Below are 25164 nucleotides of genomic sequence, written 5' to 3' on the forward strand. Positions count from 1 at the left end.
CTCATGGCGTCCGGACCGCGCCGAGGATGGCGTCGATGACAAGCTCGGGGGTGACCTGCTCGGCGGCGGCCTCGAAGCCAAACATGAGCCGGTGGCGCAGCACCCGGTGCGCGAGCGCCTTGATGTCGTCGGGCAACACGTGGTCGCGGCGGTTGAGCAGCGCGAACGCCCGCGCCGCTCGGCACAGGGCGATGGTCGCCCTCGGACTCGCCCCGCATTCGATGAGACGGGCGAGCTGCGGCGGGAGGAACTGGTGCGGGGTGCGCGTGGCCGCGACGATATGCGTGACGTACTGGACGACCGCCGGGTCGATGTGGATCTTCTTCACCACGGCCTGCACGCGCAGGATGTCGTCCAACGTCGCGACCGGGCGCACCGGCGCGCTGTCCTCGTAGACCCCGGCCTCGATCCGGAAGATGACCTCGGCCTCCTCCTGCGGCGTGGGGTACTCCAGGACCTCTTTGAGCATGAAGCGGTCCATCTGCGCCTCGGGCAGCGGGTAGGTGCCCTCCTGGTCCACCGGGTTCTGGGTGGCCAGGACGAGGAACGGCTCGGGGATCTTGTAGACCTTGCCCGCGATGGTGCTCTGGCGCTCCTCCATCGCTTCGAGCATCGCCGACTGGGTCTTCGCCGAGGCCCGGTTCACCTCGTCGAGCAGCACGATGTTCGCGTGCACCGGGCCGAGCACGGTGTGGAACTGCGCCTTCGAGCCGTCGTAGAGCTGGGTGCCGATGATGTCGGAGGGCAACAGGTCCGGCGTGCACTGGATGCGCTGGAAATGCGCCTGCACCGCCTGCGCCAGCGTCTTGGCCGCCGTCGTCTTCGCCAGACCCGGCACGCTCTCCAAAAGGACGTGGCCGCCGGTGATCAAGCCGAGCAGCAGCGTCTCGCGCAGGCTCTCCTGGCCCACCACCTTCGAGGCGAACGCGTTGGCCAGCGCGCTGACGACGTGCAGGCTGCTCTCGATTTCCCCAGGGGCGGGCCCGGCCTGGTAATTGACTCCCGCTTGGCGGTACTGGGGGACGCTCAAAAGACGACTTCCAATGGGTCTCGGGCGAGGTCGACCGAACCTGTGAAGTCGCGGGGCTCGGTCGGGAACTGGCCGTTGCCGTTGCCGCCGCTGACCAGTTGCACCGAGAAGGTCCAGTGCAAGGTCACGGTCACCTTCGCGGTCATGGAGTTGAAGTCGAGGTCGACGTCGGGGTCTTGGTCGTCGTAGTTCTCGGTCTCGACCCAGTGTGCGGTGTCCGGGGCGGCTTGGCTGTTGTTGAGCTTGTTCGGGCAGTTCTGCGGGACCAGCGCGGTCGACTGCTCGCAGGCTTCGAGCCGGTCGTGCAGCGCTTGGATGATCGTGTCGTGCCCGTTCTGCGAGAGCTGGCCGTTGATGAGCCAGTTCGGGTCGGACCCTTGGTAGAGCTGGCCGAGCAGCTCCTTGTCCCGCTCCGGCGCGAGCGCGATGTTCTTGTTGAACGACCCGACTTCGAGCGCGCCGGGGAAAACGGCGATGGCCTTCACGTTGCCCGCCGGCTTGCCGAACAGCGTGAGGAACTCCAACGCGCGTCCGCCGCCGGTGGGCGTGCTCGGCTGCAGGACGATGGCGGCGTGCGGGAGCTTCCACCCCTCCGGCGTCTTGCGCACGACCAGGGTGTCCTGGGACTGCACATCGCCGAACATGACCGAGACCGAGACGTTCGCCGTGTCCGGGCCGTTGCCCTGGGCCGAGCCGAGGACCTGCGCCCCGGAGATCTTCGCCAGGTCCTGCTGGCGCTTGAGGACGTCGGCGGTGAGGAATTCCTTGTTCGGGGGCTGATCGATCCCCAAGGAGAGCGCCTTCTCCGGGTTGTCCTGCGCCAGCGCGTCGAAGTAGAGCCGGACGGCCTCCTCCGGGGTTTTCCCGCCGGTCTGCGGGGTGTTGTGCGTGTCAGGGCCGATGGCGAAAACGCTGATCGCCCACACCGCTGCGACGATGAGCACGATCGCACCCGCTGCCGCGAGGGCGAGCGCGAGGGCGCGTCGGCTCCGTTCCGGCGGCGGCTCTGGGGCGAACTGGCTGAACTGGTCGGAGGGCGGGAAGGGGGAGTCAAACAATGCTCCGCTCACTCCTTTTTGCTCTGGCTCCGTGGTGATTTGGATGGTACACGAAGGTTGGCCGAAGAATCTCGTCGTGGACGGAGCCCCGCAGCTCACCGCGCATGCGGCGGGGGTTTTGCCTGGCTCGGCCGCCGTCTGTTGCCCTACACTAGCCGCCATGGGCGTCTACGAGCACGTGCTGGCCTCCGACCGGGTGCTGGGCGAACTGCGCTCCTCGGCGTTGTCGAGCCGGGGGAGGGCGCGAGTTTCGCGCAGTCGTGGCTGTTCGTCGGCCCGCCGGGGTCCGGCCGCTCGGTGTCCGCCCTCGCGTTCGCCGCCGCCTTGCAGTGCGAGGCGCCCGAACCAGGCTGCGGCGTGTGCCGCGCCTGTCGCTCCGCGCTCGCGGGGTCGCATCCCGACGTGCGCAAACTCAACCCGCAGGGCCTGTCCATCTCGGTGGCGGAGATCCGCGAGGCCATCGGCTGGGCGGCGCGCCTGCCCGCGTCCCATTGGCGGATCCTCGTGGTGGAGGACGCCGACCGGCTCACCGAGTCCGCCGCGAACGCGCTGCTCAAGGCGGTGGAGGAGCCCGCCTCCCGCGCGGTGTTCCTGCTGTGCGCCCCGTCGGTGGACCCCCAGGACATCGCGGTGACGCTGCGTTCGCGGTGCCGCCTGGTGTCGCTCGGCGCGCCAAGCCCGGAACAGGTGGCGAAAGTGCTGGTGGAGCGGGACGGCGTGGCCGAGCCGATGGCGCAGTGGGCCGCGTCGGTGAGCGCGGGGCACGTCGGGCGCGCCCGACGGCTGGCGATGGACGAGGCCGCGCGGGACCGGCGGGCCGCGACCTTGGCCCTGCCGCTCGCCCTGCTCGACATCCGCCAGCGCTATGACGCGTCGGTGCGGCTGGCGAGCCAGGCCTCGGCCGAGGCCTCGGCCCGCTGCGCGGAGCTCGAAGCCAAGGAACTCGCGGAACTGAAAGAGCAGCTCGGCGTCGACGGCCCCGGCAAAGCGGCCCGTGCCGCCCAGGGCGCGATCAAAGAGCTCGAGCGCAAGCAGAAACTGCGCGCGACCAGGGTGGAGCGGGACGCGCTCGACGGGGTGCTCGTAGATTTGCTGGCGTACTACCGCGACGCGCTCGCACAGCGCTGGGGCGCGCGGATCCCCGCCCTGTGCCCGGACGTCGCCGACCAGGTCCGCGATCTCGCGGAGCGGCGCGAGGAGCGGGAGCTGCTCGGCGCGATGGAGGCCGTCCTCGGCGCGCGCGAGGCCATCGCGGCGAACGTGAAGCCGAAAGTCGCCCTCACCGCACTGGTCTCCGCGCTCGCCTGAATCAACCCTTGGCATACCCTGAGGGGGTATGCTAGTATGGGTGTCGGAGCTGAGCTTCAGCGAATATATAAGGAGATGAACATGTCTGGAAACCCCAACAACCCGAATTGCCAGTGCGAGAACTGCCAGTGCGGCCCGAGCTGCGCTTGCACCAGCTCGACGTGCGCCTGCGGCGGCTGCCAGCATTAATTTTGCCGGAACCGCGGATCTTCGGTAAGATCCTCTGCTGCTGGAGCGCCACGCGCTCCAGCAGCAGGCCGCTTTAGCTCAGTCGGTAGAGCGATTCACTCGTAATGAATAGGTCAGGAGTTCGATTCTCCTAAGCGGCTCCATGAAATGCCTGGCCGCAGGCTATAGGTCAAGATCGCGAAAATATCCGGTTGGCGGCCGTGGGCACATCTTGGACACGGCCCGCGTCTGCGCCGCCCGCCTCGCCCTTGGGCGCTCGTGGTTCCGCGCGGCGGCGGGCAAGGGCTTTCAATCTGCTTGCCGAGCTGGGTTTTATGTAGAGTGTGCGTATGAGCCTTGTCAGCGTTGTGAGAGGACTGTCGGCCAAGGACGCGAGGGGGTTGGGGGTTTCGCTGGGGTTGACTGCGGCGGTGGCTGCGGTCGGTTCGGCTGCGAGCGTGTCGACGCGTGAGGATTATCAGGAGCTGAGCCGTCCTTCGTGGTCGCCTCCTGGTTGGGTGTTCGGGCCGGCGTGGACGGCCTTGTACGCGATGATGGGCACGGCGGCGTGGCGTGTTTGGCGCGGCGGCCCTGAGGGGCGAAAGGAGCCGTTGGCCTGGTACGGGGTCCAGCTGGCGCTGAACGCCTTGTGGAGCCCTCTGTTCTTCGGCGCTCGCAAGAGGGGAGCGGCTTTGGCGGATATCGGCGCGTTGTGGCTGGCCATCAATAGGACCGGGATGTTGTTCTGGCGCAGGGACAGGACGGCAGGGGCGCTGCTCGTGCCGTACCTGGCGTGGGTGAGTTTCGCGAGCGCGTTGAATTTCGATATCTGGCGGCGCAACCGCTGAGATCGCACTGGACGTTCCAGCGCCGGTCGCCGCGAAGGCTGGTTTCTCGACGGCGAGGGCGAGCAGGGCTGGGGCGGATCATCTTTTCGGCGCGTTCGCGGTCGTAGAAGGCGCGGGATGGGCCGGGCTGCGAGGAGGCCGGGGCGTGCGCGGGACGCTTTGCTTCTCCTTCGAACACGCGAGGGGCGAACGCGCCACGGCTCCTTGGCCCGGCCGAAGAACACAGTTGTGCCCAGGCCTGGCCCCTCGGCGCAATCGGAGGGCGGAACCAGGAAGGACAAGCCGCCCGGAGCGTCTTCCTTCCGTATTTAGCTCCGTGTTTAGTTCGTCTGGAAAATCTCGGAGGGGGCGCCGTATTGGCTGCTCCATGGGGTCCATGCGGTATCAGTCGGGCCAACGGCGCTCGCGGTCAACTGCCATGTCCCGCCGACGTTGTGGAACAGTCCGGCGTATCTGGTGGATTTCCCTCCGTGCTCTGCTGCTGCGGCCCACTCGGTGCCGTCGTAGTCGAAGTCTTGCCCGTCGGGCTTGATCATTGTCGCGAAGACGAACGCCCACTCGCCCGAGCTGTGGAGAGCTTGAACGCGGAGCTCGGCGGGCTTGCCGAGTTGTTTCTGGATGTCGGCGGAGGCGAGTCGCTGGATGGCCTGGGCCTCGGCGGAATCGGAGGCAGGGTCTGCGAACGCGGCCTGGGTCGCGACGAGGCTCGCGACGGCGACAATTGGAATGACCGGCTCGTATCGCATAGTGGACCTTTCACATACTCGGAATGCATTTGTGCGCCGCATGGCTTCGCGCCTGTGCGCTCTTGTGCGGAGGATGAGGACGGCGGCACCGCGCCCAGCGGCAAAGCGGCACAACCTTTCGCGGGGCGCAGGCGGCTTCGCCCGCCCGCGATCCTATGCGACGCCCCCGTTTCGGGTGCTGTTGGAGCGGAAAGTCGGCAGTATATCGAACATGTGGGCAGATTTTTGCTTTCGGGAACTCCATGCGGCCTTCCTGCGTCTCACTCTGTAGAGCGATGCGGCAGAAAGGAGCCTCGGCGTGAGCGGTTGGAGCGACGACAGCAAGCGTTACGGCTATTACGAGGACGACCAGGAGCCCGAGACGGTCGAACGGGTGGTCCGCCGGGACGGCAGGTGGATCTCGCCGGAGCAGCTCGCCGCCGAGCAGGAGGCCGAGGAGCGGCGCGAGGGCGACGCGGCGGAGCGCAAACGCCGAGAGGCTCCGAAGATCCTCACCAAGCGCTGGGCTCCGGGGGTAGGGGTGGTCGTGGTGGCCGAACGGGAGGCGAGGCCCGATCCGGCGGGCCGGCAGGACAAGAGCGGGCCCGATGAGCCGGGCCGGCGCGAGCAAGGAAGGCGATAGCGATGGGCGATGATCTGAGAGTCGATTTCGACGTGCTCAAAGGGATGGGGGAGCAGTTCCGCCGGATAGGGTTCGGCTATTCGGGAGTCCTCGAGATGGGAGGGCATATCTGGGAGGCGTTCGACGCGATCCGGATGCCGGGCTTCCAGCTGGCCTCGGCGGCGGACGAAGCCAAGGCTTCGGCGCAGGCGGCGGTGCGGGCGCAAGCCGACCGCATCATGGCGTTCGGGGACGTGTGCGTCAACGACGCCGAGGACTACCTGCGGGTGGAGCAGGCCGCGGCGGCTTCGCTCCAGCAGATCCAAGACCAGCTCGAACAGGGGCGATGAGCATGGCGAACCTGCCGACGATATCGATGGTGGACGCGAGCGACCCGCATTCTTTGGCGGACGCGTCGCAAAGGCTGCACACGGGGATCGAGGGCGTGCGGGAGCTGGGCCGGCTCGGCAAGATCGCGCAGGAGGCCGCCGAGCACCTGAGGGGGGACGGCGAGGAGGCGCGGCTGGTGCGGGCGATGGGCGAGCATCTCTCGGCGAGGGAGCAGCTCCAGCAGTTCGACCAGATCGCGGCGAACCTCGGGCAGTGGGGCGGCGAGCTGGCCGCGTTGCAAGCCAAGGTGAGGAACCTGGTCGAGGAGGCGAAGGAGCACGGGTTCGCCGTCCACGACAACGGCGACGTGGAGGGTCCGGCGGACAAGGCCGCCGACCACGACCACTACGTGCAGGCGATCCACGAGGCGTTGATGGAGTACGCGACGTACGACGAGACGGCGGCGTACTGGTTGCGGCGGATGGCTGGGCAGCTCAAGGCACTCGGCGAGGGCACGAGTTCGAGCGTGGTGCTCGCCGAGACGGCGCAGGCCGCCGCGCGGCGGGCGAGGGACGACGCGAACGCGATCAACCGGGGCGACCTCTCCGAGGCGGAGCGGCAGCGGATCGAGGCCGATTTGGAGGCGCACGGGCTCACCTCGGCGCAGACCCAGGCCGTCCTCGAGGGCAGAGACACCCGTCCGCCCTTGTCCCCCGAGCAGTCGGCGTACATGAAGACGTTCCTGGGGATCGTCGACCGGGACGCGCTGCTGCGCCAGTACACGAGCCCGGCGCGCGCGGGGCGGGCCCCGCTGTGCCAGGCGCTCGACCGCGACGGGGCGCTTTCTGGCATGATCCTCGCGGGCACTTCGCCGAGGACGGTGTTCTCGGACGGGTCGCGGGGCGGCAGGGACGTGCCGAACCAGTCGTTGCGGGCTCCCCAGCGGATGGACGCGCGCACGGCGGCGGATTTGGACGATCTGGCCACGGTGCTCGGCGGGGCGAAACCCGAAGCCATGTTCGGCAGCCAGCTCACCTACGACATGCTCGCGAAGACCTCGGAGTACGCGAAGGCGATGCGCGACGGGCACTGGGCGGGCGGGTACAACCCTGGCGAGGCGGACGCGGCAAGGCTGGAGCGCGCGCTGCAGGTGGCGGGCCGGGACCATGTGTCCATGACGAACCTGCTCACCGGGGACGCGAACGGCGACGGGCACCCGGACTCGAAGCGGGGCGCGGAGGCCTCCGAGGGGCTGCTGACGTACAAGTGGCCGGACAAGGGGGCGGCGCTCGCGTCGGCGATCTCGTGGATCCACGGCGACGCGGAGGTCGGAGCCAAGGGCGATCCCGTCGAGGAGCAGCGCGCCACGGTCGCGGGCCGGGCCGCCGCCGCGCTCGCGGACTTGACGACGCGGGCGAACGAGGCAGACGGGGGCCCGAACCTGTACAAGCAGCTGATGAACAACCCGAATCCGGAGTTCGCCAGGGCGCTCGGCGACGCGATGGTCCCGTATCTCGGGGTGTTCGGGGAGGCTCCCCACGGCGGGGAGAACGTGCGCGGCTTCGCGTTGGTGGACGGTCTCGGCCAGCGAGACCAGCGGACCATGCTCTTCTCGGTGATCGACGCCGACGACCAGGCGGCCCGCCGGTTCAACGCGAAAGCCGAGATCTACGCACAGGCGTTGCAGCAGGACTACGCCGACTCGCTGCTCGAGCACGAGCGGACGGGCGCGCCGGTGCGGACCTCCTCCGAGATCGCGGCGATGCAGCTGCAGGGGCTGATGGAGGCGGGAGCGGACGCGGAGGCCGGGCACCGCTACGGCTACGAGAAGGAGCAGGCCGAAGCCCGCCACAAGCGGATGGACAGCATCCTGGGCGGATTGGAGGAGGTGGCGAACTCCGCGCTCGGCAAGCTGCCGATCGGCCAGACTGGCTCTTTCGTCCTCAAGCATCTCGAAGACGAGCTGAACAAGGAGATCAATCCGAGCGTCGCGACCCCGGAGACGAATCCGAGGGTGGACTACCGCGCCGCCCACTCCTATCAGGCCGACGTCTACAACCTGGTCACGGAGCTGAAGACGCAGGGGGTGCCGTTGCCGCCCGGACTGGCCGATTACTACCAGCACAGCCTCTATCCTGGGCGGCGGGGTTTCGACCCCGGCTTTTTGACCTGCATGGACGAGGCGATCCAATTCCTCAAGGACCACGGCGTGGACGTCGCCTTGCTGCCGAATCAGAAGACCGAGACCGAAGTCGAGTCGAAGGAGACCAAGAGCTACGAGGAGCACCGGCGATGACCCCGGCGCAGCGGGGCGCGCCCGCCGCGCTGGCGGCCCTGCTGCTCGCCGCCGCGTGCTCGCCCGGCCCCGCGCCGGATCCCGCGGCTTCGCCCGAGGCTCCTGCCGGGGAGTACCTGCCGCCCCCGGCGTTCGCGCGCCACAGCTTCGTGTGGAGCGCGGCTGCGGGGGTGGACCTCGCGAGCGGCGCGGCGGTGCCAGCCCGCGCGCTCGTGGAGTCCGCGATCCTCGTGGTCTTCGCGCGGGACCGGCGGTCCGCCTATCCCGGCGCGGAGCGCGCGTATCCGAGTTTGGCGGTCGCGGCGAGATCCAACGAGCTGCTCGGCTGGCGCGGAGCCCCCACCTCGGACTACCGGGGGACGGACTATCTGAAGATCATGTCCGTCCTCGAGCGGGGCGACGGGATCGAGGTCTCGGTGTGCTGGGAGCACAGCCACACCGCCCAGCTCGGCCCAGGAGAGGGCGCGGAGGGCGGCTACTTCCAGGGCCTTGGCATGTACGCGGAACGGGTGGACTTCGAGAAACCGGAGCCTGCCGGAGGCCCCGCCGCAGCGCAGCGCGGCCCCAGGCAGGCACCCTCGGGCAATGTGTTCGGGGCGTGGAGAGCCAAACGGCTCCTTGTGGACGGCCCGGCGTTCAACGGCTGGCGGGCCGAAGCCCGCGCGGGCTCGGCGCTGGCCGACCGGGAAGCCGACGAGCAGGACGCGCAGACCCAGCGCTGCAAAGACGAGTCCGGGCTCCCCTCGCGCCCCGTCGAGAACCTGGGCGCGAGGACTGTCGGCCCCGACGAGCCCTGGCTTGCGCCGAGCCCGCCCGAGCCGGGGTGGCCGGGGTAGGGAGCCCTCCGCCGTTCCCGCAGGCGGGCTTCAGCGCCGAGGCGGAGCCAAGGGGCCGGTCAGCAGGCCTCGTCCTCCGGGAAGGATTTGAGCACGGCGGATTCGAGCGTGCGCAGCCAGCACACGACCTGCTCCTGGTCGTTGCTGCTGAGCGTCGAGAGCGCCTCCGCGACCGTGCGCACCCGCTCGGAGGCGGCGCCCATGACGTACTCGCGGCCGGCCGGGGTCACCGAGAGCAGCGTGGCGCGGCCGTCGCCGGGATCGGGCTCGCGCTGCACCAGCTCGGCCTGCTCCAGAATGGTGACCACGCGGGACATCGTCGGGGCGGTGACCCGCTCCCGGTTCGCGAGGTCCCCGAGGCGCAACGGCCCGTGCTGGGCGATGACGAACAACGCGGAGATGCCGCTCGAGGTCAGCGGGTTCATCTCGCCCGCGCGGCGCATGCCGCGCAGAATCCGCAAGAGCAGGTAGTACACGTCGCAAGCGACTCCGAGCCCCTCTTGCTCGAACGCGGCTTTCGTCTCGGCGGCCAGGCCTGACGTCGACCCGAGTTCCGTGCTCTCTGTGCTCATCGCCTTCCCTGTGTCCGGTATCGAATTTGGAGTAGTCTACCGCAGATTGTTTCAGTGTGGCAATTAACTGGGGCGCGAACGGCGGCATTCGGGTTGCGCGCTGGTTGCGGGGCCGCCGCAGGAGCGATCACAATAGAGCGATGACACCTGCCCGCGCTCGCCGCTTCTTCTCGACGTTGGCGGTTTCGCCCGAGGCGGCGCGCGTCGCGAACTCCGTGGCGTACGGGGCTGCGCTCGGATTCCAGCTCTACTACGTCAAGAGCCTGGTCGCCAATCCGGAGAAAACCCGACCCACCGCGATGCGCCGCGCGGGCGCGGTGACCGCGGTGGTCGAGGGCGGGCTGTACGACGCGGCGTTGGCCCGGCTGGGCGACGACTTCCTCGCCGCGCAGGAGGCGCACCGGGGCAAGCGGCTGATCCTGGACGACCTGCTCCGCGCGGAGCCCGGCCCGCGTCGGGAGCCAGCGCGCCGCGCGCCGCGCTGTCGGATCAAGCGAGTCGCGCGCAAAGCGATGCCGAGGCGGCGGGAGGACGACGGGGAGCAGCGCAAGGCGAGGGCCGTCACGCCCCGGTCCGCGCAGGCGCTGCGCAGCTCCGTGCTCGGGCCGGCTCCGATGATGCAGTCCGCGTACACGGAGCCGCACGACTACCGCGCGCTCTGGATCCCGCAGGACCGCAGGGTCGAGCACCAGCTGCTCATCGCGCTGGAAGAATCCTCAGGCTCCCCTCTGCCCGCGCTCACCGAGGCGAATTTGCGGCCTTTCGCCGACCCGGAGACCGGCCTGCTGCTGCCGTGGGACGAGGCTGTGGGAGCCGCAGGGGCTTCGGCGGTGGACAAGGCCGTGCACGAGTACCTGCTGGACTCCCGCTACGGCGACGGGGTCCTCCGGGGGGCGAAAGCGTTCAACGCCGCCCGCAAAGGGAAATGACCTGCCCCAGACGGCGATCCCCATCTGGGCCGCGCTAGCGGACCTCGTCGGAGGCGACGGCCCACGTGTTGCAGTCCACCAGGCTTTTCGCGTCGGCTCCTCGCTGGAACCAGCGGCGATGGCTCGTCGGCGAAGCGTTGATGCTCGCGTCGCCGAGCGCGTCCCCGTAGGTCGCGGTGCTCGCGAGCGCTTGCTGGAACATCTCGGTCGTGATGGAGCCAAGGCCCAGTTCGGCGGCGATGAAAGCGCCGTTGAAGCATTGCCATTGCAGCGTGTGCCTGCGCCCGAACTCGCCCCGTCGCGGGGAGTCCGAGGGCAGCTTCGCCTTGGCCTCCCGGTACGCGGCGGTGATGCCGGAGAGGGCTTGCACGTACTCGCCGTACCAGCCGGAGACCAGCCCGAGCGAGGAGCCGGGGTCCGGGCTGTGGGCGGGGGCTCCTCGCTCCGGGTACAGGATGTGGATCGTGCTGTCGCAGAGCGAGGCCGAGGAGAGCGCGGGCACGCAGGCGGTGCCGTAGCTCGGGCCGTAGTGGACGGCGAGGCCCGCGTCGGCGAACGGGAGGTTGGCGGCTTCGACCACCGGTCCCCACGTCGCGTTCAAGCAGCCGAGCGCGGCCTTCAGGAAGGCTTGTTCGTCGGACGAGGTCGGCTTCCACTCCGGCAGGCGGCACACCGTCCCGCGCACGGCGAGCCCAGGGTTGTTCAGCAACGGATGGTCGCGAAGCTTGAGCGCGCGGGCGGGCGGTCTGGCGGCGACGGCGGTCGAAGACGCGGCCGGGACCGGGCCGCGCCGAGGGCCGGAGCCGTGCTGTCCCGCCCCGTCGCGCGCTGCGAGCCAGACGGCTCCCGCGACGGACAACAGCGCGACGACCGAGGCGACCACGATCAGCGAGATGACCACCGGGCGGCGCAAACCGGCTGGAGGCTCTGGCTCCGGCTTGTGGTACGCCCGGTACGCCCGCTTCATGCCAATGGGGCTCCAGACGGCAGCCATTCCCCGAACGAGAGGCCGGTGACCTGTTCGTACAGCTGGATATAGCGCCGCCTTGTCGCCTCGACGACCTCGGCGGGCAGCGGCGGCGGCTCCTGGCCGCCGGATTTCGACCAGCCCGAGGCGGGGCTCGTCAGCCAGTTGCGGACGTATTGCTTGTCGAGGCTCGTCCCTGGGCTGTCGGCGGGCCAGTACCGGGAGGAGTCCGGGGTGAGCGCCTCGTCCGCGAGCACGAGCCGGCCCTCGTCGTCAAGGCCGAACTCGAATTTCGTGTCGACCAGAGTCAAACCCCGCTCCGCGACGAGCTCTGAGGCGGAGCTGAAGATGCGCAGCGTCGCGTCGCGCAATTGCTCGGCGAGGGAGGCTCCGAGTTTTTCGGCGACTTCGGCGAAGCTGATGCTCTCGTCGTGCTCGCCGACCTCGGCCTTGGTGGTGGGGGTGAAGATCGGCGGCCGAAGGCGCGCGTTCTCGGCCAGGCCGGGGGGCAGCGCCACGCCGGAGACCGATCCGCCGGCTTGGTAGTCGGCCCAGCCGGAGCCGGTCAAGTAGCCCCGCGCGATGCACTCCACCGGGACCATCCGCAGCTTGCGCACCACCAGCGCCCTGCCGAGGACTTCGGCGGGAATCCGCTCGTCGTCCGGCGGCCCTGCGAGATGGCTCGCCGCGCCGAGCTGCTCGAAGAAGAAGCCAGAGAGCGCGGTGAGCACCCTGCCTTTGTCGGGGATGGGCGTCGCGAGCACGTGGTCGTAGGCGGAGATCCGGTCGCTGGCGACGAACAGCAGATGCTCGTCGTCCACCGCGTAGAGGTCGCGGACTTTTCCGGAGTGCACGTGCTGGTATTCGGCGAGCGAGGGACGCATGGGTCATGAGCGTACCTGGCCGTCCTCGGGCATGCTGAGCCGTCGAATGTCCGCGTTGCGCTCGGGCCGAGGACATATTAGTATTCATGCATATAAGCGTTCACGCATAGGAATCACGAGGAGGCGGGAATGCCGCACGATCACGACCATGGCCACGGGCTGGCGGCCGGAAGCGACCGCCGGTGGCTGTTCGCGGCGTTGGCGCTGCTCTTGGTGTTCATGGCGGGAGAAGTGGTCGCGGGCCTGATAGCCGGATCGCTCGCGCTGCTGTCGGACGCCGCGCACATGCTCACCGACGTGGCCTCGCTGATCCTCGCGCTGGTGGCGATGAACCTCGCCGCCCGCCCCGCCCAAGGGGCGATGACCTACGGGCTGCGCCGCGCGGAGATCCTCTCCGCGCAGCTCAACGGGGCGACCCTCCTGGTGCTCGGCGGCTGGTTCGCGTACGAGGGGATACTCCGATTGATCCATCCTCCGCAGGTCGAGGGGAAATTGGTGCTCGTCGTGGCGCTGATCGGGGTGGCGGTGAACATCGCCGCGACGATGTGCGTCGGCAAGGCGAACCGGAAAAGCCTCAACGTCGAGGGCGCGTTCCAGCACATCCTCACCGACTTGTACGCCTTCATCGCCACGGTGGTCGCGGGACTGGCGATCTGGTTGACCGGTTTCGTCCGCGCGGACGCGCTCGCCGCGCTGGTCGTGGCCGCGTTGATGCTCCGCTCGGGCTGGGGCCTGGTGCGGGCGGCTTCGCGGATCCTCCTCGAAGCCGCTCCCACCGGGTTCTCCCCCGACGCCATTGGAGCCCAGCTCGTCGCGATGGACGAGGTGGTCGAGGTGCACGACCTGCATATTTGGGAGATCTCGTCGGGCCAGGCCGCGCTCTCCGCCCATGTGCTGGTCACCGACGCGGCGGACTGCCACGAGCGGCGCGTCGCGATGGAGCGGCTGCTGCGCGAGGAGCACGGCGTCGACCACACGACCATCCAAGTGGACCATTTCGCGGAAGGAGAGGAGCACTGCGAGCAGGCGCACGGCCGGGTGCACCGCTCCGAACGAGACGGAACCGCTCCGATGGAGCAGACTGGTAGGCATGAGCACCACAGTCGAAGCTGACTTCTTGATCGTCGGCGCGGGGATCGCGGGAGCTTCCACGGGGTACTTTCTCGCGCCGCACGGCAAAGTCGTCGTCCTCGAACAGGAGGACGCGCCTGGTTACCACACCACGGGCAGGTCGGCGGCGATGTACGAGCCCGCGTACGGCAACGCGCAGGTGCGCGCGCTCACGGAGGCCAGCCGGGCCTTCTTCGACGAGCCCCCGGCAGGGTTCGCCGAGCATCCTTTGCTCTCCCCGAGGGGCGTGGTGATCACGAGGCTGTCCGGGGAGGAGTTCGAGTCCGGCTCGACCGCGACGGACGAGGCGCTGATCGCGGACCTGCTCGAAGTCCCAGGCGCGAAGCTCCTCGGCAAGGAGGAGGTGCTCGCGCTCGTCCCCGTGCTGCGCGAAGAGCTCGTCCTCGGCGGAGTGCACGACACCCACGCCGAGGACGTCGACGTCGGCGAGCTGCACCTCGGCTTCCTCAAGGGGATCCGGGCGCGCGGCGGCGAGGTGCGCTGCGGGCGCAAGGTCGCCTCGCTCGGCCGCGTCGGCTCCGGCTGGGAGGCGCGGGCGGGCGAGGAGGTCTACCGGGCCCCCGTGGTGGTCAACGCCGCAGGGGCCTGGGCCGACGTGGTCGCGCAGCTCGCCGGGGTCGAGCGGATCGGGCTGGTCCCCAAGCGCCGTTCCGCGTTCGTCTTCCACCCGCCGAGCGGCCTGGACGTCCGCGCCATGCCGATGTTCAAAGACCTCAGGATGAGCTTCTACGTCAAACCGGACGCGGGCATGCTGCTGGGCTCCCCGGCGAACGCCGACCCTGTCGAGCCCCAGGACGTGCGGCCCCCGGACCTTGACATCGCCCTGGCGATCTACCGGATCGAGGAGGCCACCACGCTCGAGGTGGGCCGCCCGGCGCGCACCTGGGCGGGCCTGCGCTCCTTCGTCGCCGACGAGGGGCTGGTCGGCGGGTACGCGCCGGACGCGGAGGGTTTCTTCTGGGCCGCCGCGCAAGGCGGGTACGGCATCCAGACCTCGCCCGCGATGGGCGAGGCGACCGCCGCGCTCGCGCTCGGCGAGCAGATCCCCGAGCGCATCGCCGCGCACCGCGTCACCGCAGAGGCGCTGGCCCCGGCGAGACTGCGATGAGCGACGTCGCGGTGGATCTGCCGACCCTCGTCTACGCCGACGCGAAGGCGGCGGTCGTGTTCTTCGCCAGGGCTTTCGGCTTCACTCCAGCGACGCTGGTCGGCTCGGGGGATCTGGTGCTGCGCGCCGAGCTGGTGTGGAAGGGGCGGGGCGTCGTGGTGGTCGGCTCCGCGTCGGACGCGCTGCCCGAGGCCGGGGGCTCGGCTTCGCTCGTCGTCGAATCCCCGGAGGAGGCCGACGCGCTGTACGGGCGCGCCGTGGCCGCAGGGGCGCGCAGCGTACTCGCGCCGCACGACGGGGAGGATGGCGCGCGCCGCTTCCAGGTCGCCGACCCGGAAGGCGTGCTCTGGTCGGTGCGAAGCCGGGAGCCGGCCGAGGTTTAGTCGCCGCAGATCTTGGCGGATCCGCCGCAGCCCCCGCCGCCGCAGGCCTCGGCGGAGTAGGGGCAGGTCGGGGCGCTCGCGGCGGCGGCAGGCACCCGGTCAGCGGCCTTGCTCCCGACGTACGCGCCGTAGCCGATGGGGACGAGCGAGACCAGCGAGCCCAGCAAGACCGCGACGGCGAAGCCCAACGGCGCGGGCAGGGCGATCGCGCCGATCGCGGTGAGGATCATGACGGCCCCGCCCGCGGCCATGCCCGGCGCGGCGATTTTATTGCCGAGCTTGAACGCCTCGTCCGAGCGCATGGTGGCGGGCGTGCGCACGCCGACGAACCGGTTCGAGGACAGCCTCTGCGTCCATGAGGCCCACGACACCGCGAGCAAGGCTCCGCCGCACAGGACGAAGATTGCTGCGACGGCGGCGACCGAGAAGGAGGGCATGCGACGAGTGTAATCCTCTCCAGCCTCGCGAACGCAAAACCAATGCGGAGGGCGCTCGCGGAGGCAGTAAGCTCTACGCCCATGACCGAACCTGTCGCAACCCGCTACGACAACGCCGCCGCCGGGCGGATCGAGGCGTTCTGGCAGGCCGAGTGGGAGCGGCTCGGTGCGTTCCGCGCGGACAACCCGGTCGGCGGCCTGGAAGGCCCTGGCGCGGCGCGCGAACCGTTCTTCGTCATGGACATGTTCCCGTACCCGTCGGGGGACGGGCTGCACGTCGGACACCCGCTGGGCTTCATCGCGACGGACGTGCTCGCGCGGTTCCAGCGGATGGCGGGGAAGAACGTCCTGCACACCATGGGGTTCGACTCCTTCGGCCTGCCGACGGAGATCTACGCGGTGCAGACCGGGATCCACCCCGCCACGGTGACCGAGCGCAACATCGGGCGCTTCCTCGCCCAGATCCGCCGCCTCGGCCTCGGCCACGACGAGCGCCGCCGTTTCGCCACCTCCGACCCCGACTATTACCGCTGGACGCAGTGGATCTTCCTGAAGATCTACAACGCCTGGTACGACCGCGACCAGAAGCGGGCGAGGCCGGTCGCCGAGCTGGAGGCCGAGTTCGCATCGGGCGCGCGCAGCGCCCCGGACGGACGCGCCTGGGAGGCGCTGACCAAGGCGGAGCAGCGGGCGCTGGTCGACTCCTACCGCCTGGTGGGACGGCATGAGTCGGTGGTGAACTGGTGCCCCGGCCTTGGCACGGTGCTGTCGAACGAGGAGGTCACCGACGAGGGGCGTTCCGAGCGCGGCAACTTCCCGGTGTTCCGCAAGAACCTGCGGCAGTGGACGATGCGGATCACCGAGTACGCCGACCGGCTCGTCGACGACCTCGACCGCCTGGACTGGCCGGAGAAGGTCAAATCCATGCAGCGCAACTGGATCGGCCGCTCCACAGGGGCCGTCGTCGCGTTCCAGGCCGGGGAGCAGACGCTGGAAGTCTTCACCACCCGCCCGGACACCCTCTACGGCGTCACCTACATGGTGGCCGCGCCTGAGTCCGAGCTGGTCGACGCCCTTGTGCCCGACCAGTGGCCGGCGGGCACAAGCCCGCAGTGGACCGGCGGGGCCGAGACCCCCGCCGAGGCCGTCGCCGCGTACCGGGCCAAGGTCGCGAACCGGGGCGAGCGCGAGCGCCAGGAGGGCAAGACCAAGACCGGCGTCTTCACCGGGGCGTTCGCCGTCAACCCGATCACCGGGGGGCGCATCCCCGTTTTCGTCGCGGACTACGTCCTCGCCGGGTACGGCACGGGCGTTGTCATGGCCGTGCCGGGGCACGACCAGCGGGATTGGGAGTTCGCCAAGGCCTTCGGCCTGCCGGTGGCGGAGGTCGTCTCCGGCGGCGATGTCGAGGCCGGCGCGCACACCGGCGATGGGAAGCTGGTGAACTCCGGGGACTGGGACGGGCTGTCCCCGAGCGAGGCGAAAGAGGTCGCGGCCCAGGAGCTGGAGCGGCGCGGGGTGGGCCGCAAGCAGCTGCAGTACAAGCTGCGCGACTGGCTCTTCGCAAGGCAACGCTACTGGGGCGAGCCGTTCCCGCTGGTCGCGGACGAGGCCGACCAGGTCTTCCCGCTCGGCGACGCGGAGCTGCCGGTCCTTCTGCCGGAGATCGAGGACTTCCGCCCGATCGTGTTCGAGCCGGACGACGCGGACTCGCGCCCGTCCGCGCCGCTGAAGAAGGCGGGAGCCTGGCTCACCGTCGAGTTCGACTTCGGCGACGGGCTCAAGCCCTACACCCGCGAGACGGACGTGATGCCGAACTGGGCCGGGAGCTGCTGGTACTACCTGCGCTACCTTGACCCGAAGAACGAGGAGACGTTCTGCGACCCGGCGAACGAGCGCTACTGGATCGGCCCGAAGCCCCAGCGGCACGGCCCGGCGGACCCTGGCGGGGTGGACCTCTACGTCGGCGGCACCGAGCACGCGGTGCTGCACCTGCTCTACGCGCGGTTCTGGCACAAGGTGCTCCACGATTTGGGCGAGGTGTCCTCGGCCGAGCCGTTCCGGCGCCTGTTCAACCAGGGGTACATCCAGGCCGCCTCCTACACCGACTCCCGAGGCGCGTACGTCCCCGCCGCCGAGGTGGAGGAGTCCGGCGGGCAGTTCTTCTGGCGGGGCGAGCCGGTCAAGCGCGAGTTCGGCAAGATGGGCAAGAGCCTGAAGAACTCGGTCACCCCGGACGAGATCTGCGCCGAGTACGGCGCGGACACGCTGCGGGTGTACGAGATGGCGATGGGGCCGTTGGACCAGTCGAAGGACTGGTCCACCAAGGACATCGTCGGCGCGCAGCGCTTCCTCGCCAGAGTGTGGCGCCTCGTGGTCGGCGACGACGAGGCCGCCGAGAACGCGGGCGCGCCACGGGTGGCCGAGGCCGACCCGGACGCTGAGACGCTGCGGATCCTGCACCGCACCATCGCCCAGGTCGGCGAGGAGTACCCGGCGTTGAAGTTCAACCTCGCGGTGGCCAAGCTCATCGAATACACCAACCACCTGACCAAGCGTTACCTTTCCGACCAGCAGAGCCCCGAAGGGGTTCCGCGCGCCGCGGTGGAGCCGCTCGTGGTGATGCTCGCCCCGCTCGCCCCGCATCTGGCCGAGGAGCTGTGGCGCAGGCTCGGGCACCAGGAGCTGCTGGTGCGCCAGCCGTTCCCCGTCGCCGATCCCAAGCTCCTCGTCGACGACGAGGTGAAGCTCCCGGTGCAGGTCGCGGGCAAAGTCCGGGCCACGGTCGTCGTGGCGGCGGACGCTGCGGAGGACGCGATCCGCGCGGCGGCGCTCGCCGACCCGAAGATCGTGGAGCAGCTCGCGGGCAAGGAGCCCAAGCGGGTCATCGTCGTGCCGGGCAAGATGGTCAGCATCGTTCTCTGAGCCGGGCCGAGCAGAAGGAGGGTCCATCGTGGCGAGTGTGGCCGAGGAAGCGTCCGCGTGGTTCTTCGAGAAGTATTTCGCGGCGTACGTCGGCTCGCTGAACGGCTCGTGCGAGGGCGCGGCCGCGCCTCTTGCCGACGACTGGCTTTTGGACTACTGGAACGTCCCGATGCGGCTGAGCGCCCCTGGCTTGGCCGCATGGTTCCTCACGGCGGAAGACCTCGTCGGCTTCCATCGGGACGTCGACCGCGCCCAGGCGCGGAGCCAGGGGTTCGCCGAGACCGTCGTCCTCGACCACAAGGTCGTCGCGTACCACCCCGACGCTGCGGGGTTCGACGCGGTCTTCTCCCGCCGCCGCGCGGACGGCTCGGAGATCGGGCGTTTCGCCGCGCACTACGAGCTGGGCAGGGACGCGCGGGGCTGGCGGATCTTCTCCTTGCACACCGCCCCGACCGAGGCGCGGACGCTCGCCGAGGCGTGGACGGCATGAAAACTGAATGCCGATGCCATTGACATTCAGCGCAGCGCGCCTTCGGGGCCAGGCCGGGGTCGGCGCATGCGCTGACCGTCCCCGGCCCAAGTCCCAGCCGGAGAAGGCCGTCGTCTTTCGCTTCGACCCCCGCTCGGCCGTTTGACCGGCTATTGTTGCAGCATGGCTGAGTCGAATTCCGAAGCGACGCTCGCGCCGGAGGTGCGCGCTTTTTTGACCGAGGGCACCCGGACCGGAGTCGTGGCGTGGGCCGGGGCGGACGGGCAGCCGTTCGCGGCCCCGGTCTGGTTCGTCGTGGAAGGGGATGAGCTGCTGTTCACCACTGTCGCGACGTCGGCGAAAGGCAAAGCGTTCCGGCGCGATCCGAGGATCGCGCTCATCGCCCAGCTCTCCGAGCCGCCGTATGCCTTCGTGCAAGTGCGGGGCGTTGTCGAGCTGATCGACGACCTTGCCGAGGTCCGCCGGGTGGCGACTCTGGCGGGAGCCCGGTATATGGGAGCCGCGCGGGCCGAGGAGTTCGGGGCGCGCAATGGGGTCCCTGGCGAGCTGGTCGTCCGGCTGCGCCCGACGAAAATGGTGGCCTCGCTCGACGTGACGGCGAGCTGACGGGGGCCGGTCACTCCAGCTGTTCGAGCAGCTCCATCCAGCGCTCTTCGAGTTCCGCCTGCTCGCGTTCGAGCGCGCGGAGCGCGTCGGCCTGCGCGGTGAGCCCCTGGAAATCGTCTTGGTCGTGGGCCGCGAGCTTGTGCTGCGCGGCTTCGATCTGCGCGGCGAGCTTCTCCACCCGGCGCTCGACGGACGCGAGTTCCTTCTGCGCCGCGCGCAGCTCCGCCCCGGAGGGTTTGTCCGAGGCGGGGCCGGAGCCCGAGGTGGCGGCGCGCTCGGCTTCCCCGGTTCGCTTCTGCCTCGTCGCCAAGTATTCCTCCACGCCGCCGGGCAGATGGCGCAGCTGCCCGCCGATGACCGCGTACTGCTGGTCGGTGACCCGTTCGAGCAGGTAGCGGTCGTGCGAGACGACGAGCAGCGTGCCAGGCCAGCTGTCGAGGAGGTCTTCGAGCGCCACGAGCATGTCGGTGTCGAGGTCGTTGGTCGGCTCGTCCAGGATGAGCACGTTGGGCTCGTCCAGCAGGATGAGCAGAAGCTGGAGCCTGCGCTTCTGGCCGCCGGAGAGGTCGCGGATGGGCGTGGACAGCTGGGCGCTGGAGAACCCGAGCCGTTCGAGCAGCTGCGACGGGGACTGCTCTTTGCCGTCGATCACATACGAGCTGCGCTTGCCCGCGAGCACCTCGCGCACCCGCGCCGACTCGTGCTCGGCCAGCTCGACGAGGTTCTGGCTGAGCGTCGCGATCTTGACCGTCTTGCCTCGGACCACTCGGCCGCCGGTCGGCTCGACGTCGCCGGTGACCAGGCCGAGGAGCGTGGACTTCCCGGCCCCGTTCACCCCGAGGATCCCCGTGCGCTCGCCGGGGGCGATGCGCCACTCGACGCCGCGCAGCACCTCTTTGCCGTCGAAGGAGACAGAGGCATCGAGCAGGTCCACGACGGTTTTGCCGAGACGGGAAGTCGCGGTGGACTTCAGCTCGACGGTGTTGCGCGGCGGGGGCTCGTTCGCGATGAGCTGGTTCGCCGCGTCGATGCGGAACTTCGGCTTGCTGGTGCGCGCCGGGGCGCCCCGGCGCAGCCAGGCGAGCTCCTTGCGCATGAGGTTCTGCCGTTTCGCCTCGCTCGCTGCGGCCATCCGGTCCCGCTCGACCCGCGCGAGCACGTAGGCGGCGTAGCCGCCGTCGAAGGGCTCCACGATCCGGTCGTGCACTTCCCACGTGGTGGTGCAGACCTCGTCGAGGAACCAGCGGTCGTGGGTGACGACCAAGAGCCCGCCCGCGTTGCGCGGCCAGCGGCCCTTGACGTGCTCGGCGAGCCAGGTCACCCCTTCCAGGTCCAGGTGGTTCGTCGGCTCGTCCAGCATGAGGACGTCCCAGTCGCCCGCGAGCAGCGCGGCGAGGCCGACCCGGCGGCGCTGCCCGCCGGAGAGGGCGCGGACCGGCTGCTCCCACAGCGCCCGGTCGGGCAGGAGGCCGGCGAGCACGTCGCGGATTTTGGGGTCCGAGGCCCACACGTGCTCGGGGGCTTCGCCGACGACGGCGCGCCGCACGGTGGCTTCCGGGTCGAGGCTGTCGGCCTGGTCGAGCACGCCGACGCGGACGCCGCTGCGCATGGTGACCCGGCCGGCGTCCGGTTTGTCCAGGCCGGAGAGCAGGCGCATGAGCGTGGACTTGCCGTCGCCGTTGCGGCCGACGAGCCCGATGCGATCTCCTTCGGAGACGCCGAGGGTCACCGAGTCGAGGACGACTTTCGTGGGGAATTCGCGGCGGATCGACTCCGCGCCGAGCAGGTGCGCCATGAGGTCTGCGAGCGTATCACGGGGAAGCGGGCGGCCGAAGGCCGAGCGAACGCTCCGAAAGCTGTCAGTGGCCCAGCTCATACTCGTGCCATGACCACACCGATGCGGGATATCCCGGCCCATGACCGGCCCAGGGAACGATTGCTGCGGCACGGCAGCGCGGCGCTGAGCGAGGCCGAGCTGGTCGCCGTCCAGCTCGGCTCCGGGCATGCGAGGGCGAGCGCGCTCGATGTCGCCCATGCTCTTCTGACGGCGTGGGGCGGGGTGCGCGGACTCGCCCGCGCGCTGCCCGAAGAGCTCGCGAGGACGCCGGGCGTCGGGCCGGCCAAGGCCGCGCGGTTGGCGGCCTCGTTCGCGCTCGCGGGGCGTATGGGCGCGCCGGACGAAGCCGTGCAGCTCGTCCAGTCCGCCGATATCGCGCGTGTCGCGAGCAGGGTCCTCGGGATGTCGAGGGTGGAGCAAGTCGCCGTCCTGGTCGCCGACGGCAAGCTGCGGCTGCGCCGGACGGAGATCGTCGCGAGGGGCTCGGCGAAGTCGTGCCCGATGCCGGTGCGCGAAATCCTCGCCACAGTGCTCCGTCACGACGGCGTTTCGTTCGCGGTCGCGCACAACCACCCCGGCGGCGACCCCACGCCGAGCGCGGCGGACCGGGCGCTGACGGACACGCTGCACAACGCCGCCTGGACGACCGGTCTGCGTTTCCTCGACCACATCGTCGTCGCGGGCGAGCAGTGGCGCAGCGCGGCGTTTTGAACTCCGCCTGTGGCTCTATGCCGTCGGTTGTGCGATGCTGGAGGCCACGGGCTCCGACCTGCCGTGGAAATCCAGTACTTGATGGTTACTGATTCTATATGGTATGAATCTCTGTGAGGGCGCCCTCGGCTGATCGTTGCGGGCCGGTCCTCATGGATGGAGGCCGAGAGATGGCAAGGGCTTCGAGTCGAGACTATGACGACGACGAAAACGAGCTGCCGCAAAGCTGGTTGGTGCCCGCCTCGGGATCGGTCAGGGGAACTAACTCCGAGGCCGAAAGGGAGGCCGTCGCCGAAGCGCCGGTCGACCTCGCCAAGCTGCGCTGGGAGCTGGACCTGTGGTCGAAACCGGCTCCGGAGAGCGCGATAGGCCAAGATGCGAGCGGGCAAGCGCAGATGGAGATCGCCCGCTCGCGGATGCCGCTGCGGCTAGGGCTGGCCGAGGATTGGCGGGCGAGGATCTCGCCGCACGCGCTGGGCTCGGCGGTGCTCGCGGCCTACCAGGACGCGACGGTCCGCCAGTTCGAGGCGGCCAAGCGGGAGCGTCCGTACGTGCCTGTGGCAGAGCCAGAGGAAACGCCGGAATTCGACACGGAGGCGCTCAAGCCGTACCTGATGGGCAGTCCACGGCTGCCGGAGAACTACCTGGCGGATATCGCGGCGGCGGTCGAGCGCTACCACGAGGCGGAGGAGGCGCTAGAGCGGCAAGGCCCCCCGCCCCCGCCGAAGGCAGACGGCCCGCAAGGGGCGAAGGTGCGCCTTCTGGTGGAGGACTCCATGCTGACGGCCTGCGAGATCGACCCGGACTGGGCGGGGCAGCGCACGGCGGCGCAGATCATGAACGAGTTCTCCAAGACGCTCGTCTACCTGCGCGAGAAGGAGGAGACCGCGAAGACCAAGGAGCCCGTCGGCCCCGAGGCAGAGCGCAAGGCCGCGCTCGACGAGCTCGAAGACCTCGCCAACGAGGGCGTGGCGGCGCTTTTGGCCATGCTCAACGAGTGAACGGCCGCTGAAGCGCGGCGCGACCGAACCCATTCGCCCAACGGCGACCGGACCGAACCGCAACTCGCGACACGACCGCAACACGAAGGAGAACGCACGATGGGTGACCCGCCCTCAGGTTTTTACGTCTCGGAGCGCTGGCCCGTCCCGAACGGCACGGACGCCGCCGGGGTGGCGTATGGACAGCAGTACAGCCGGTCCCTCGGCAACGTCGAGGAGGTGAAGGTCGACGTCGGCAAGCTCCGGTCCTACGCCTCGTCCTGGCACGACCAGTCCTCGACCTGGACCTCCATCGCGGGGAAGATCACTGGGCTGCCGCTCACGGACTCCTACAGCCTCATCGTGCCGTACACGACGGGGTACAACAGCGCGACGAGCAAGCTGGCCACCTTCTCCGCCGCCGCGCCCGCGCAGCTGGAGAAGACGTCCACCGAGCTCACCGACTCCGCCAACGCCTACGAGAACACTGACCACGACGGGGCGCAGAGCATTAAAAAGAGCGTCACCATGAAGGACGCGGCGGCGGAGTACGCCAGGTTCGGCCCGTCCGGGAAGAGCAGCACCACCCCGAGCGCCGCCCTGGACAGCAAGATCAGCCAGTTCAGCAAGGACATGGACAGCTGGAACAAGGCCAATCCGGACAGCACCCAGGCGCTGGCGAACTCGCTCAACACTCTGCAGAGCTCCAGCAAGACCACGATCGACCTCAACCCCCTCGACGGCAAAGGCCTGTGGAACAGCAAGAACGGGGGAAGCACAGAGTTCGGCCGGATGAGCGCGGAGCAGAAGCTGCAATTCGACCTCATCCAAAAGGCGATGGAGGGCAAGACCAACTGGGGCGGCGGCGAGCTCGCGGGCAAGATCTCGGGCAACATCGGGGTGAACGCGAAGGGCGAGTTCGTCGTCAACACCGACGGTCTGAAGGCGAGCATCGGCGCGTTCGCGGGAGCCGAGGCCACGGCGCAGGGCACCGCCACCGACATCCTCCCCGGCATCACGGTCACTGGCAAAGCGGGCGTGACCGCAGGCCCCGGCGCGAAGGTCGGCGTGAAATTCGGCAAGGGCGACGACGGGAAGTTCCACTTCGGCACGGACAACAAGATCAGCCCGCTGCTCGGGGTGAGCGCGGGGGCGGACATCGCGGTCGACATGGGGACGCTCACCGGCAAGGGCGGCGGCGTGGTCACCGAGAAACGGTGGACCACGACCGGCGAGCAGATCGATTCGCAGGGCCGGGCTCTGGACGAGTTGCTCTGCGGCCCGTTGCCGATCGCGGTCGAAAAGGGCGCGAACTCCGAGAGCGCGAAGAAACGGGGCAAGGAGGCGGCGTTCCGCGCGGCGGGGAACAGCGTCATCGCGGCCCTCGCCGATTTCGGCAGAACCTATACGATCGTCCGCGACGCGAAGGACTTCCCCGGCAAAGCCGACTCGCGGATCGGCGACTGGGACACGGTCGCGCGGGATTCGGGCACTTCGTCCAAGGACATGCCGAACCTGCGCTCCGCCGGGAACTGGTACGGCGTCGCGGCGAATATGTACGACAACCTCGTGGCCCGGCACTCCAACGCGGCGTACGACGTGTCGGTGACCTCCTCGTTCATGTGCGTCTCCCTGGCGAAGGTCTCGACGGCGATGAACACCCTGTTCGGCGTGGCCATCGCCACCGGGAAGGCCGCGGAGGCCAAGGCGAAGGACGCCAAGGTGCAATGCGAGGCGCTCGCCAGCTCCTCGGACAACGGGAAGGGCAAATCTGTGGTGGACTTCTACATCAGCCAGCTGCAGAAGATCGAGGGGGAGGTCAAGAAGAGCACGGCCACCCTCGCCATGGCGATTTCGGCCTTCGAGCAGCTCGCCGCCAAATATGGTTCCCTCGCCAGCAGCGTCGCCGAGAACGTCGGCGCGGACACCGGCGGCGGGTGGCCCGCCGCGTAGCCCCCGGCCGGCGGCTCCCGGCCCGGCGTG

General features: G+C 69.6%; 24 protein-coding genes and 1 tRNA gene. 17 read left to right on the forward strand and 8 right to left on the reverse strand.

The window, feature by feature from the left end:
- Position 1: 1 nt before the first annotated feature.
- Both HMPREF9336_RS04005 and HMPREF9336_RS04010 read right to left on the reverse strand, forming a co-directional pair.
- Positions 2-967: an AAA family ATPase gene (locus HMPREF9336_RS04005; protein WP_425277258.1), complete on the reverse strand. Its 966-nt coding sequence runs from the start codon at positions 965-967 to the stop codon at positions 2-4.
- 59 nt (positions 968-1026) lie between these two features.
- Positions 1027-2088, reverse strand: coding sequence for a hypothetical protein (locus tag HMPREF9336_RS04010; protein WP_007469247.1), 1062 nt, complete (start codon positions 2086-2088; stop codon positions 1027-1029).
- Positions 2089-2229: 141 nt separating this feature from the next.
- Here HMPREF9336_RS04010 and HMPREF9336_RS04015 point away from each other — a divergent pair, with 141 nt between their 5' ends.
- The 3 genes from HMPREF9336_RS04015 (at position 2230) to HMPREF9336_RS04025 (ending at position 4412) form a co-directional block, all read left to right on the forward strand.
- Entirely contained in the window at positions 2230-3396 is a 1167-nt protein-coding gene (locus tag HMPREF9336_RS04015; protein WP_425277246.1) for a DNA polymerase III subunit delta', read from the forward strand.
- A gap of 256 nt (positions 3397-3652) precedes the next feature.
- Positions 3653-3728: transfer RNA gene (locus HMPREF9336_RS04020), tRNA-Thr, on the forward strand.
- A gap of 186 nt (positions 3729-3914) precedes the next feature.
- Positions 3915-4412: a TspO/MBR family protein gene (locus HMPREF9336_RS04025; RefSeq protein ID WP_007469251.1), complete on the forward strand. Its 498-nt coding sequence runs from the start codon at positions 3915-3917 to the stop codon at positions 4410-4412.
- A 320-nt stretch (positions 4413-4732) separates the two neighbouring features.
- Here HMPREF9336_RS04025 and HMPREF9336_RS04030 read toward each other — a convergent pair whose 3' ends face one another.
- Positions 4733-5158: a hypothetical protein gene (locus HMPREF9336_RS04030; RefSeq protein ID WP_007469253.1), complete on the reverse strand. Its 426-nt coding sequence runs from the start codon at positions 5156-5158 to the stop codon at positions 4733-4735.
- Between the two features lie 298 nt (positions 5159-5456).
- Between HMPREF9336_RS04030 and HMPREF9336_RS04035 the strand changes: the two genes are divergently transcribed.
- Genes HMPREF9336_RS04035 through HMPREF9336_RS04050 form a run of 4 tightly spaced genes read left to right on the forward strand, consistent with a single transcriptional unit; the run spans position 5457 to position 9221 of the window.
- Positions 5457-5780 (forward strand): hypothetical protein, encoded by a 324-nt coding sequence (locus HMPREF9336_RS04035; protein WP_007469256.1) that lies wholly within the window; start codon positions 5457-5459, stop codon positions 5778-5780.
- A 2-nt stretch (positions 5781-5782) separates the two neighbouring features.
- On the forward strand, positions 5783-6109 hold the full coding sequence (locus HMPREF9336_RS04040) for a hypothetical protein (protein WP_007469258.1): 327 nt from the start codon (positions 5783-5785) through the stop codon (positions 6107-6109).
- Positions 6106-8385, forward strand: a complete 2280-nt coding sequence (locus HMPREF9336_RS04045) for a TPR repeat domain-containing protein (protein WP_007469261.1) — start codon at positions 6106-6108, stop codon at positions 8383-8385. The genes HMPREF9336_RS04040 and HMPREF9336_RS04045 overlap by 4 nt, the downstream gene beginning before the upstream one ends.
- The gene (locus tag HMPREF9336_RS04050) at positions 8382-9221 is read left to right on the forward strand and encodes a hypothetical protein (RefSeq protein WP_021030060.1); all 840 of its coding nucleotides are present in this window, start codon (positions 8382-8384) and stop codon (positions 9219-9221) included. Before HMPREF9336_RS04045 ends, HMPREF9336_RS04050 begins: the two co-directional genes overlap by 4 nt.
- 59 nt (positions 9222-9280) lie before the next feature.
- Here the strand turns inward: HMPREF9336_RS04050 and HMPREF9336_RS04055 are convergent, their stop codons facing one another.
- Positions 9281-9793 (reverse strand): MarR family winged helix-turn-helix transcriptional regulator, encoded by a 513-nt coding sequence (locus HMPREF9336_RS04055; protein ID WP_007469264.1) that lies wholly within the window; start codon positions 9791-9793, stop codon positions 9281-9283.
- A 140-nt stretch (positions 9794-9933) separates the two neighbouring features.
- On the opposite strand from HMPREF9336_RS04055, the gene HMPREF9336_RS04060 reads away from it, so the two are divergent.
- Positions 9934-10722: a hypothetical protein gene (locus HMPREF9336_RS04060; protein ID WP_021030061.1), complete on the forward strand. Its 789-nt coding sequence runs from the start codon at positions 9934-9936 to the stop codon at positions 10720-10722.
- Positions 10723-10756: 34 nt separating this feature from the next.
- Here HMPREF9336_RS04060 and HMPREF9336_RS04065 read toward each other — a convergent pair whose 3' ends face one another.
- Positions 10757-11716 carry a neutral zinc metallopeptidase gene (locus HMPREF9336_RS04065; RefSeq protein ID WP_169727296.1) on the reverse strand — a complete coding sequence of 320 codons (960 nt, stop codon included), beginning with the start codon at positions 11714-11716 and terminating at the stop codon, positions 10757-10759.
- Positions 11686-12573, reverse strand: a complete 888-nt coding sequence (locus tag HMPREF9336_RS04070) for a phosphoribosylaminoimidazolesuccinocarboxamide synthase (protein ID WP_021030063.1) — start codon at positions 12571-12573, stop codon at positions 11686-11688. Before HMPREF9336_RS04070 ends, HMPREF9336_RS04065 begins: the two co-directional genes overlap by 31 nt.
- A gap of 129 nt (positions 12574-12702) precedes the next feature.
- Between HMPREF9336_RS04070 and HMPREF9336_RS04075 the strand changes: the two genes are divergently transcribed.
- From HMPREF9336_RS04075 to HMPREF9336_RS04085, 3 genes are read left to right on the forward strand one after another with little or no spacing between them, the layout of a single operon-like run.
- Complete coding sequence (locus HMPREF9336_RS04075; RefSeq protein ID WP_007469268.1) at positions 12703-13686, forward strand: cation diffusion facilitator family transporter; 984 nt, start codon at positions 12703-12705, stop codon at positions 13684-13686.
- Positions 13664-14812, forward strand: coding sequence for an NAD(P)/FAD-dependent oxidoreductase (locus HMPREF9336_RS04080; RefSeq protein WP_021030064.1), 1149 nt, complete (start codon positions 13664-13666; stop codon positions 14810-14812). Before HMPREF9336_RS04075 ends, HMPREF9336_RS04080 begins: the two co-directional genes overlap by 23 nt.
- On the forward strand, positions 14809-15195 hold the full coding sequence (locus tag HMPREF9336_RS04085; RefSeq protein WP_007469277.1) for a VOC family protein: 387 nt from the start codon (positions 14809-14811) through the stop codon (positions 15193-15195). Before HMPREF9336_RS04080 ends, HMPREF9336_RS04085 begins: the two co-directional genes overlap by 4 nt.
- Here HMPREF9336_RS04085 and HMPREF9336_RS04090 read toward each other — a convergent pair.
- Positions 15192-15632 (reverse strand): SdpI family protein, encoded by a 441-nt coding sequence (locus tag HMPREF9336_RS04090; protein ID WP_007469279.1) that lies wholly within the window; start codon positions 15630-15632, stop codon positions 15192-15194. The genes HMPREF9336_RS04085 and HMPREF9336_RS04090 overlap by 4 nt on opposite strands.
- Before the next feature lie 81 nt (positions 15633-15713).
- On the opposite strand from HMPREF9336_RS04090, the gene leuS reads away from it, so the two are divergent.
- From leuS to HMPREF9336_RS04105, 3 genes are all read left to right on the forward strand, one after another.
- Positions 15714-18557, forward strand: coding sequence for a leucine--tRNA ligase (leuS, locus tag HMPREF9336_RS04095; protein ID WP_007469281.1), 2844 nt, complete (start codon positions 15714-15716; stop codon positions 18555-18557).
- Between the two features lie 28 nt (positions 18558-18585).
- The gene (locus HMPREF9336_RS04100) at positions 18586-19047 is read left to right on the forward strand and encodes a DUF6841 family protein (RefSeq protein WP_007469283.1); all 462 of its coding nucleotides are present in this window, start codon (positions 18586-18588) and stop codon (positions 19045-19047) included.
- Positions 19048-19209: 162 nt separating this feature from the next.
- Positions 19210-19653: a PPOX class F420-dependent oxidoreductase gene (locus HMPREF9336_RS04105; protein WP_007469285.1), complete on the forward strand. Its 444-nt coding sequence runs from the start codon at positions 19210-19212 to the stop codon at positions 19651-19653.
- Between the two features lie 10 nt (positions 19654-19663).
- On the opposite strand, the gene HMPREF9336_RS04110 is transcribed toward HMPREF9336_RS04105, so the two are convergent.
- Positions 19664-21448: an ABC-F family ATP-binding cassette domain-containing protein gene (locus tag HMPREF9336_RS04110; RefSeq protein ID WP_007469288.1), complete on the reverse strand. Its 1785-nt coding sequence runs from the start codon at positions 21446-21448 to the stop codon at positions 19664-19666.
- Positions 21449-21538: 90 nt separating this feature from the next.
- On the opposite strand from HMPREF9336_RS04110, the gene HMPREF9336_RS04115 reads away from it, so the two are divergent.
- From HMPREF9336_RS04115 to HMPREF9336_RS04125, 3 genes are all read left to right on the forward strand, one after another.
- On the forward strand, positions 21539-22201 hold the full coding sequence (locus tag HMPREF9336_RS04115; RefSeq protein WP_244431587.1) for a JAB domain-containing protein: 663 nt from the start codon (positions 21539-21541) through the stop codon (positions 22199-22201).
- Positions 22202-22371: 170 nt separating this feature from the next.
- On the forward strand, positions 22372-23202 hold the full coding sequence (locus HMPREF9336_RS04120; RefSeq protein WP_021030065.1) for a hypothetical protein: 831 nt from the start codon (positions 22372-22374) through the stop codon (positions 23200-23202).
- A gap of 99 nt (positions 23203-23301) precedes the next feature.
- Positions 23302-25134 carry a hypothetical protein gene (locus HMPREF9336_RS04125; protein WP_007469294.1) on the forward strand — a complete coding sequence of 611 codons (1833 nt, stop codon included), beginning with the start codon at positions 23302-23304 and terminating at the stop codon, positions 25132-25134.
- Positions 25135-25164 lie beyond the last annotated feature (30 nt).

It is taken from the genome of Segniliparus rugosus ATCC BAA-974 (assembly GCF_000185725.2).
Classification (GTDB): domain Bacteria; phylum Actinomycetota; class Actinomycetes; order Mycobacteriales; family Mycobacteriaceae; genus Segniliparus; species Segniliparus rugosus.

What these genes read in the sequence shown, in the direction of transcription:
- HMPREF9336_RS04070 (WP_021030063.1), bottom strand. Translation starts at nt 12,573, where the DNA reads ATGCGTCCCTCGCTCGCCGAATACCAGCACGTGCACTCCGGAAAAGTC.
- HMPREF9336_RS04025 (WP_007469251.1), top strand. Translation starts at nt 3,915, where the DNA reads ATGAGCCTTGTCAGCGTTGTGAGAGGACTGTCGGCCAAGGACGCGAGG.
- HMPREF9336_RS04065 (WP_169727296.1), bottom strand. Translation starts at nt 11,716, where the DNA reads ATGGCTGCCGTCTGGAGCCCCATTGGCATGAAGCGGGCGTACCGGGCG.
- HMPREF9336_RS04060 (WP_021030061.1), top strand. Translation starts at nt 9,934, where the DNA reads ATGACACCTGCCCGCGCTCGCCGCTTCTTCTCGACGTTGGCGGTTTCG.
- HMPREF9336_RS04080 (WP_021030064.1), top strand. Translation starts at nt 13,664, where the DNA reads ATGAGCACCACAGTCGAAGCTGACTTCTTGATCGTCGGCGCGGGGATC.
- HMPREF9336_RS04055 (WP_007469264.1), bottom strand. Translation starts at nt 9,793, where the DNA reads ATGAGCACAGAGAGCACGGAACTCGGGTCGACGTCAGGCCTGGCCGCC.
- HMPREF9336_RS04125 (WP_007469294.1), top strand. Translation starts at nt 23,302, where the DNA reads ATGGGTGACCCGCCCTCAGGTTTTTACGTCTCGGAGCGCTGGCCCGTC.
- HMPREF9336_RS04115 (WP_244431587.1), top strand. Translation starts at nt 21,539, where the DNA reads ATGACCACACCGATGCGGGATATCCCGGCCCATGACCGGCCCAGGGAA.
- HMPREF9336_RS04090 (WP_007469279.1), bottom strand. Translation starts at nt 15,632, where the DNA reads ATGCCCTCCTTCTCGGTCGCCGCCGTCGCAGCAATCTTCGTCCTGTGC.
- HMPREF9336_RS04045 (WP_007469261.1), top strand. Translation starts at nt 6,106, where the DNA reads ATGAGCATGGCGAACCTGCCGACGATATCGATGGTGGACGCGAGCGAC.
- HMPREF9336_RS04085 (WP_007469277.1), top strand. Translation starts at nt 14,809, where the DNA reads ATGAGCGACGTCGCGGTGGATCTGCCGACCCTCGTCTACGCCGACGCG.
- HMPREF9336_RS04050 (WP_021030060.1), top strand. Translation starts at nt 8,382, where the DNA reads ATGACCCCGGCGCAGCGGGGCGCGCCCGCCGCGCTGGCGGCCCTGCTG.
- HMPREF9336_RS04075 (WP_007469268.1), top strand. Translation starts at nt 12,703, where the DNA reads ATGCCGCACGATCACGACCATGGCCACGGGCTGGCGGCCGGAAGCGAC.
- HMPREF9336_RS04105 (WP_007469285.1), top strand. Translation starts at nt 19,210, where the DNA reads ATGGCTGAGTCGAATTCCGAAGCGACGCTCGCGCCGGAGGTGCGCGCT.
- HMPREF9336_RS04030 (WP_007469253.1), bottom strand. Translation starts at nt 5,158, where the DNA reads ATGCGATACGAGCCGGTCATTCCAATTGTCGCCGTCGCGAGCCTCGTC.
- HMPREF9336_RS04040 (WP_007469258.1), top strand. Translation starts at nt 5,783, where the DNA reads ATGGGCGATGATCTGAGAGTCGATTTCGACGTGCTCAAAGGGATGGGG.
- HMPREF9336_RS04120 (WP_021030065.1), top strand. Translation starts at nt 22,372, where the DNA reads ATGGCAAGGGCTTCGAGTCGAGACTATGACGACGACGAAAACGAGCTG.
- leuS (WP_007469281.1), top strand. Translation starts at nt 15,714, where the DNA reads ATGACCGAACCTGTCGCAACCCGCTACGACAACGCCGCCGCCGGGCGG.
- HMPREF9336_RS04110 (WP_007469288.1), bottom strand. Translation starts at nt 21,448, where the DNA reads ATGGCGCACCTGCTCGGCGCGGAGTCGATCCGCCGCGAATTCCCCACG.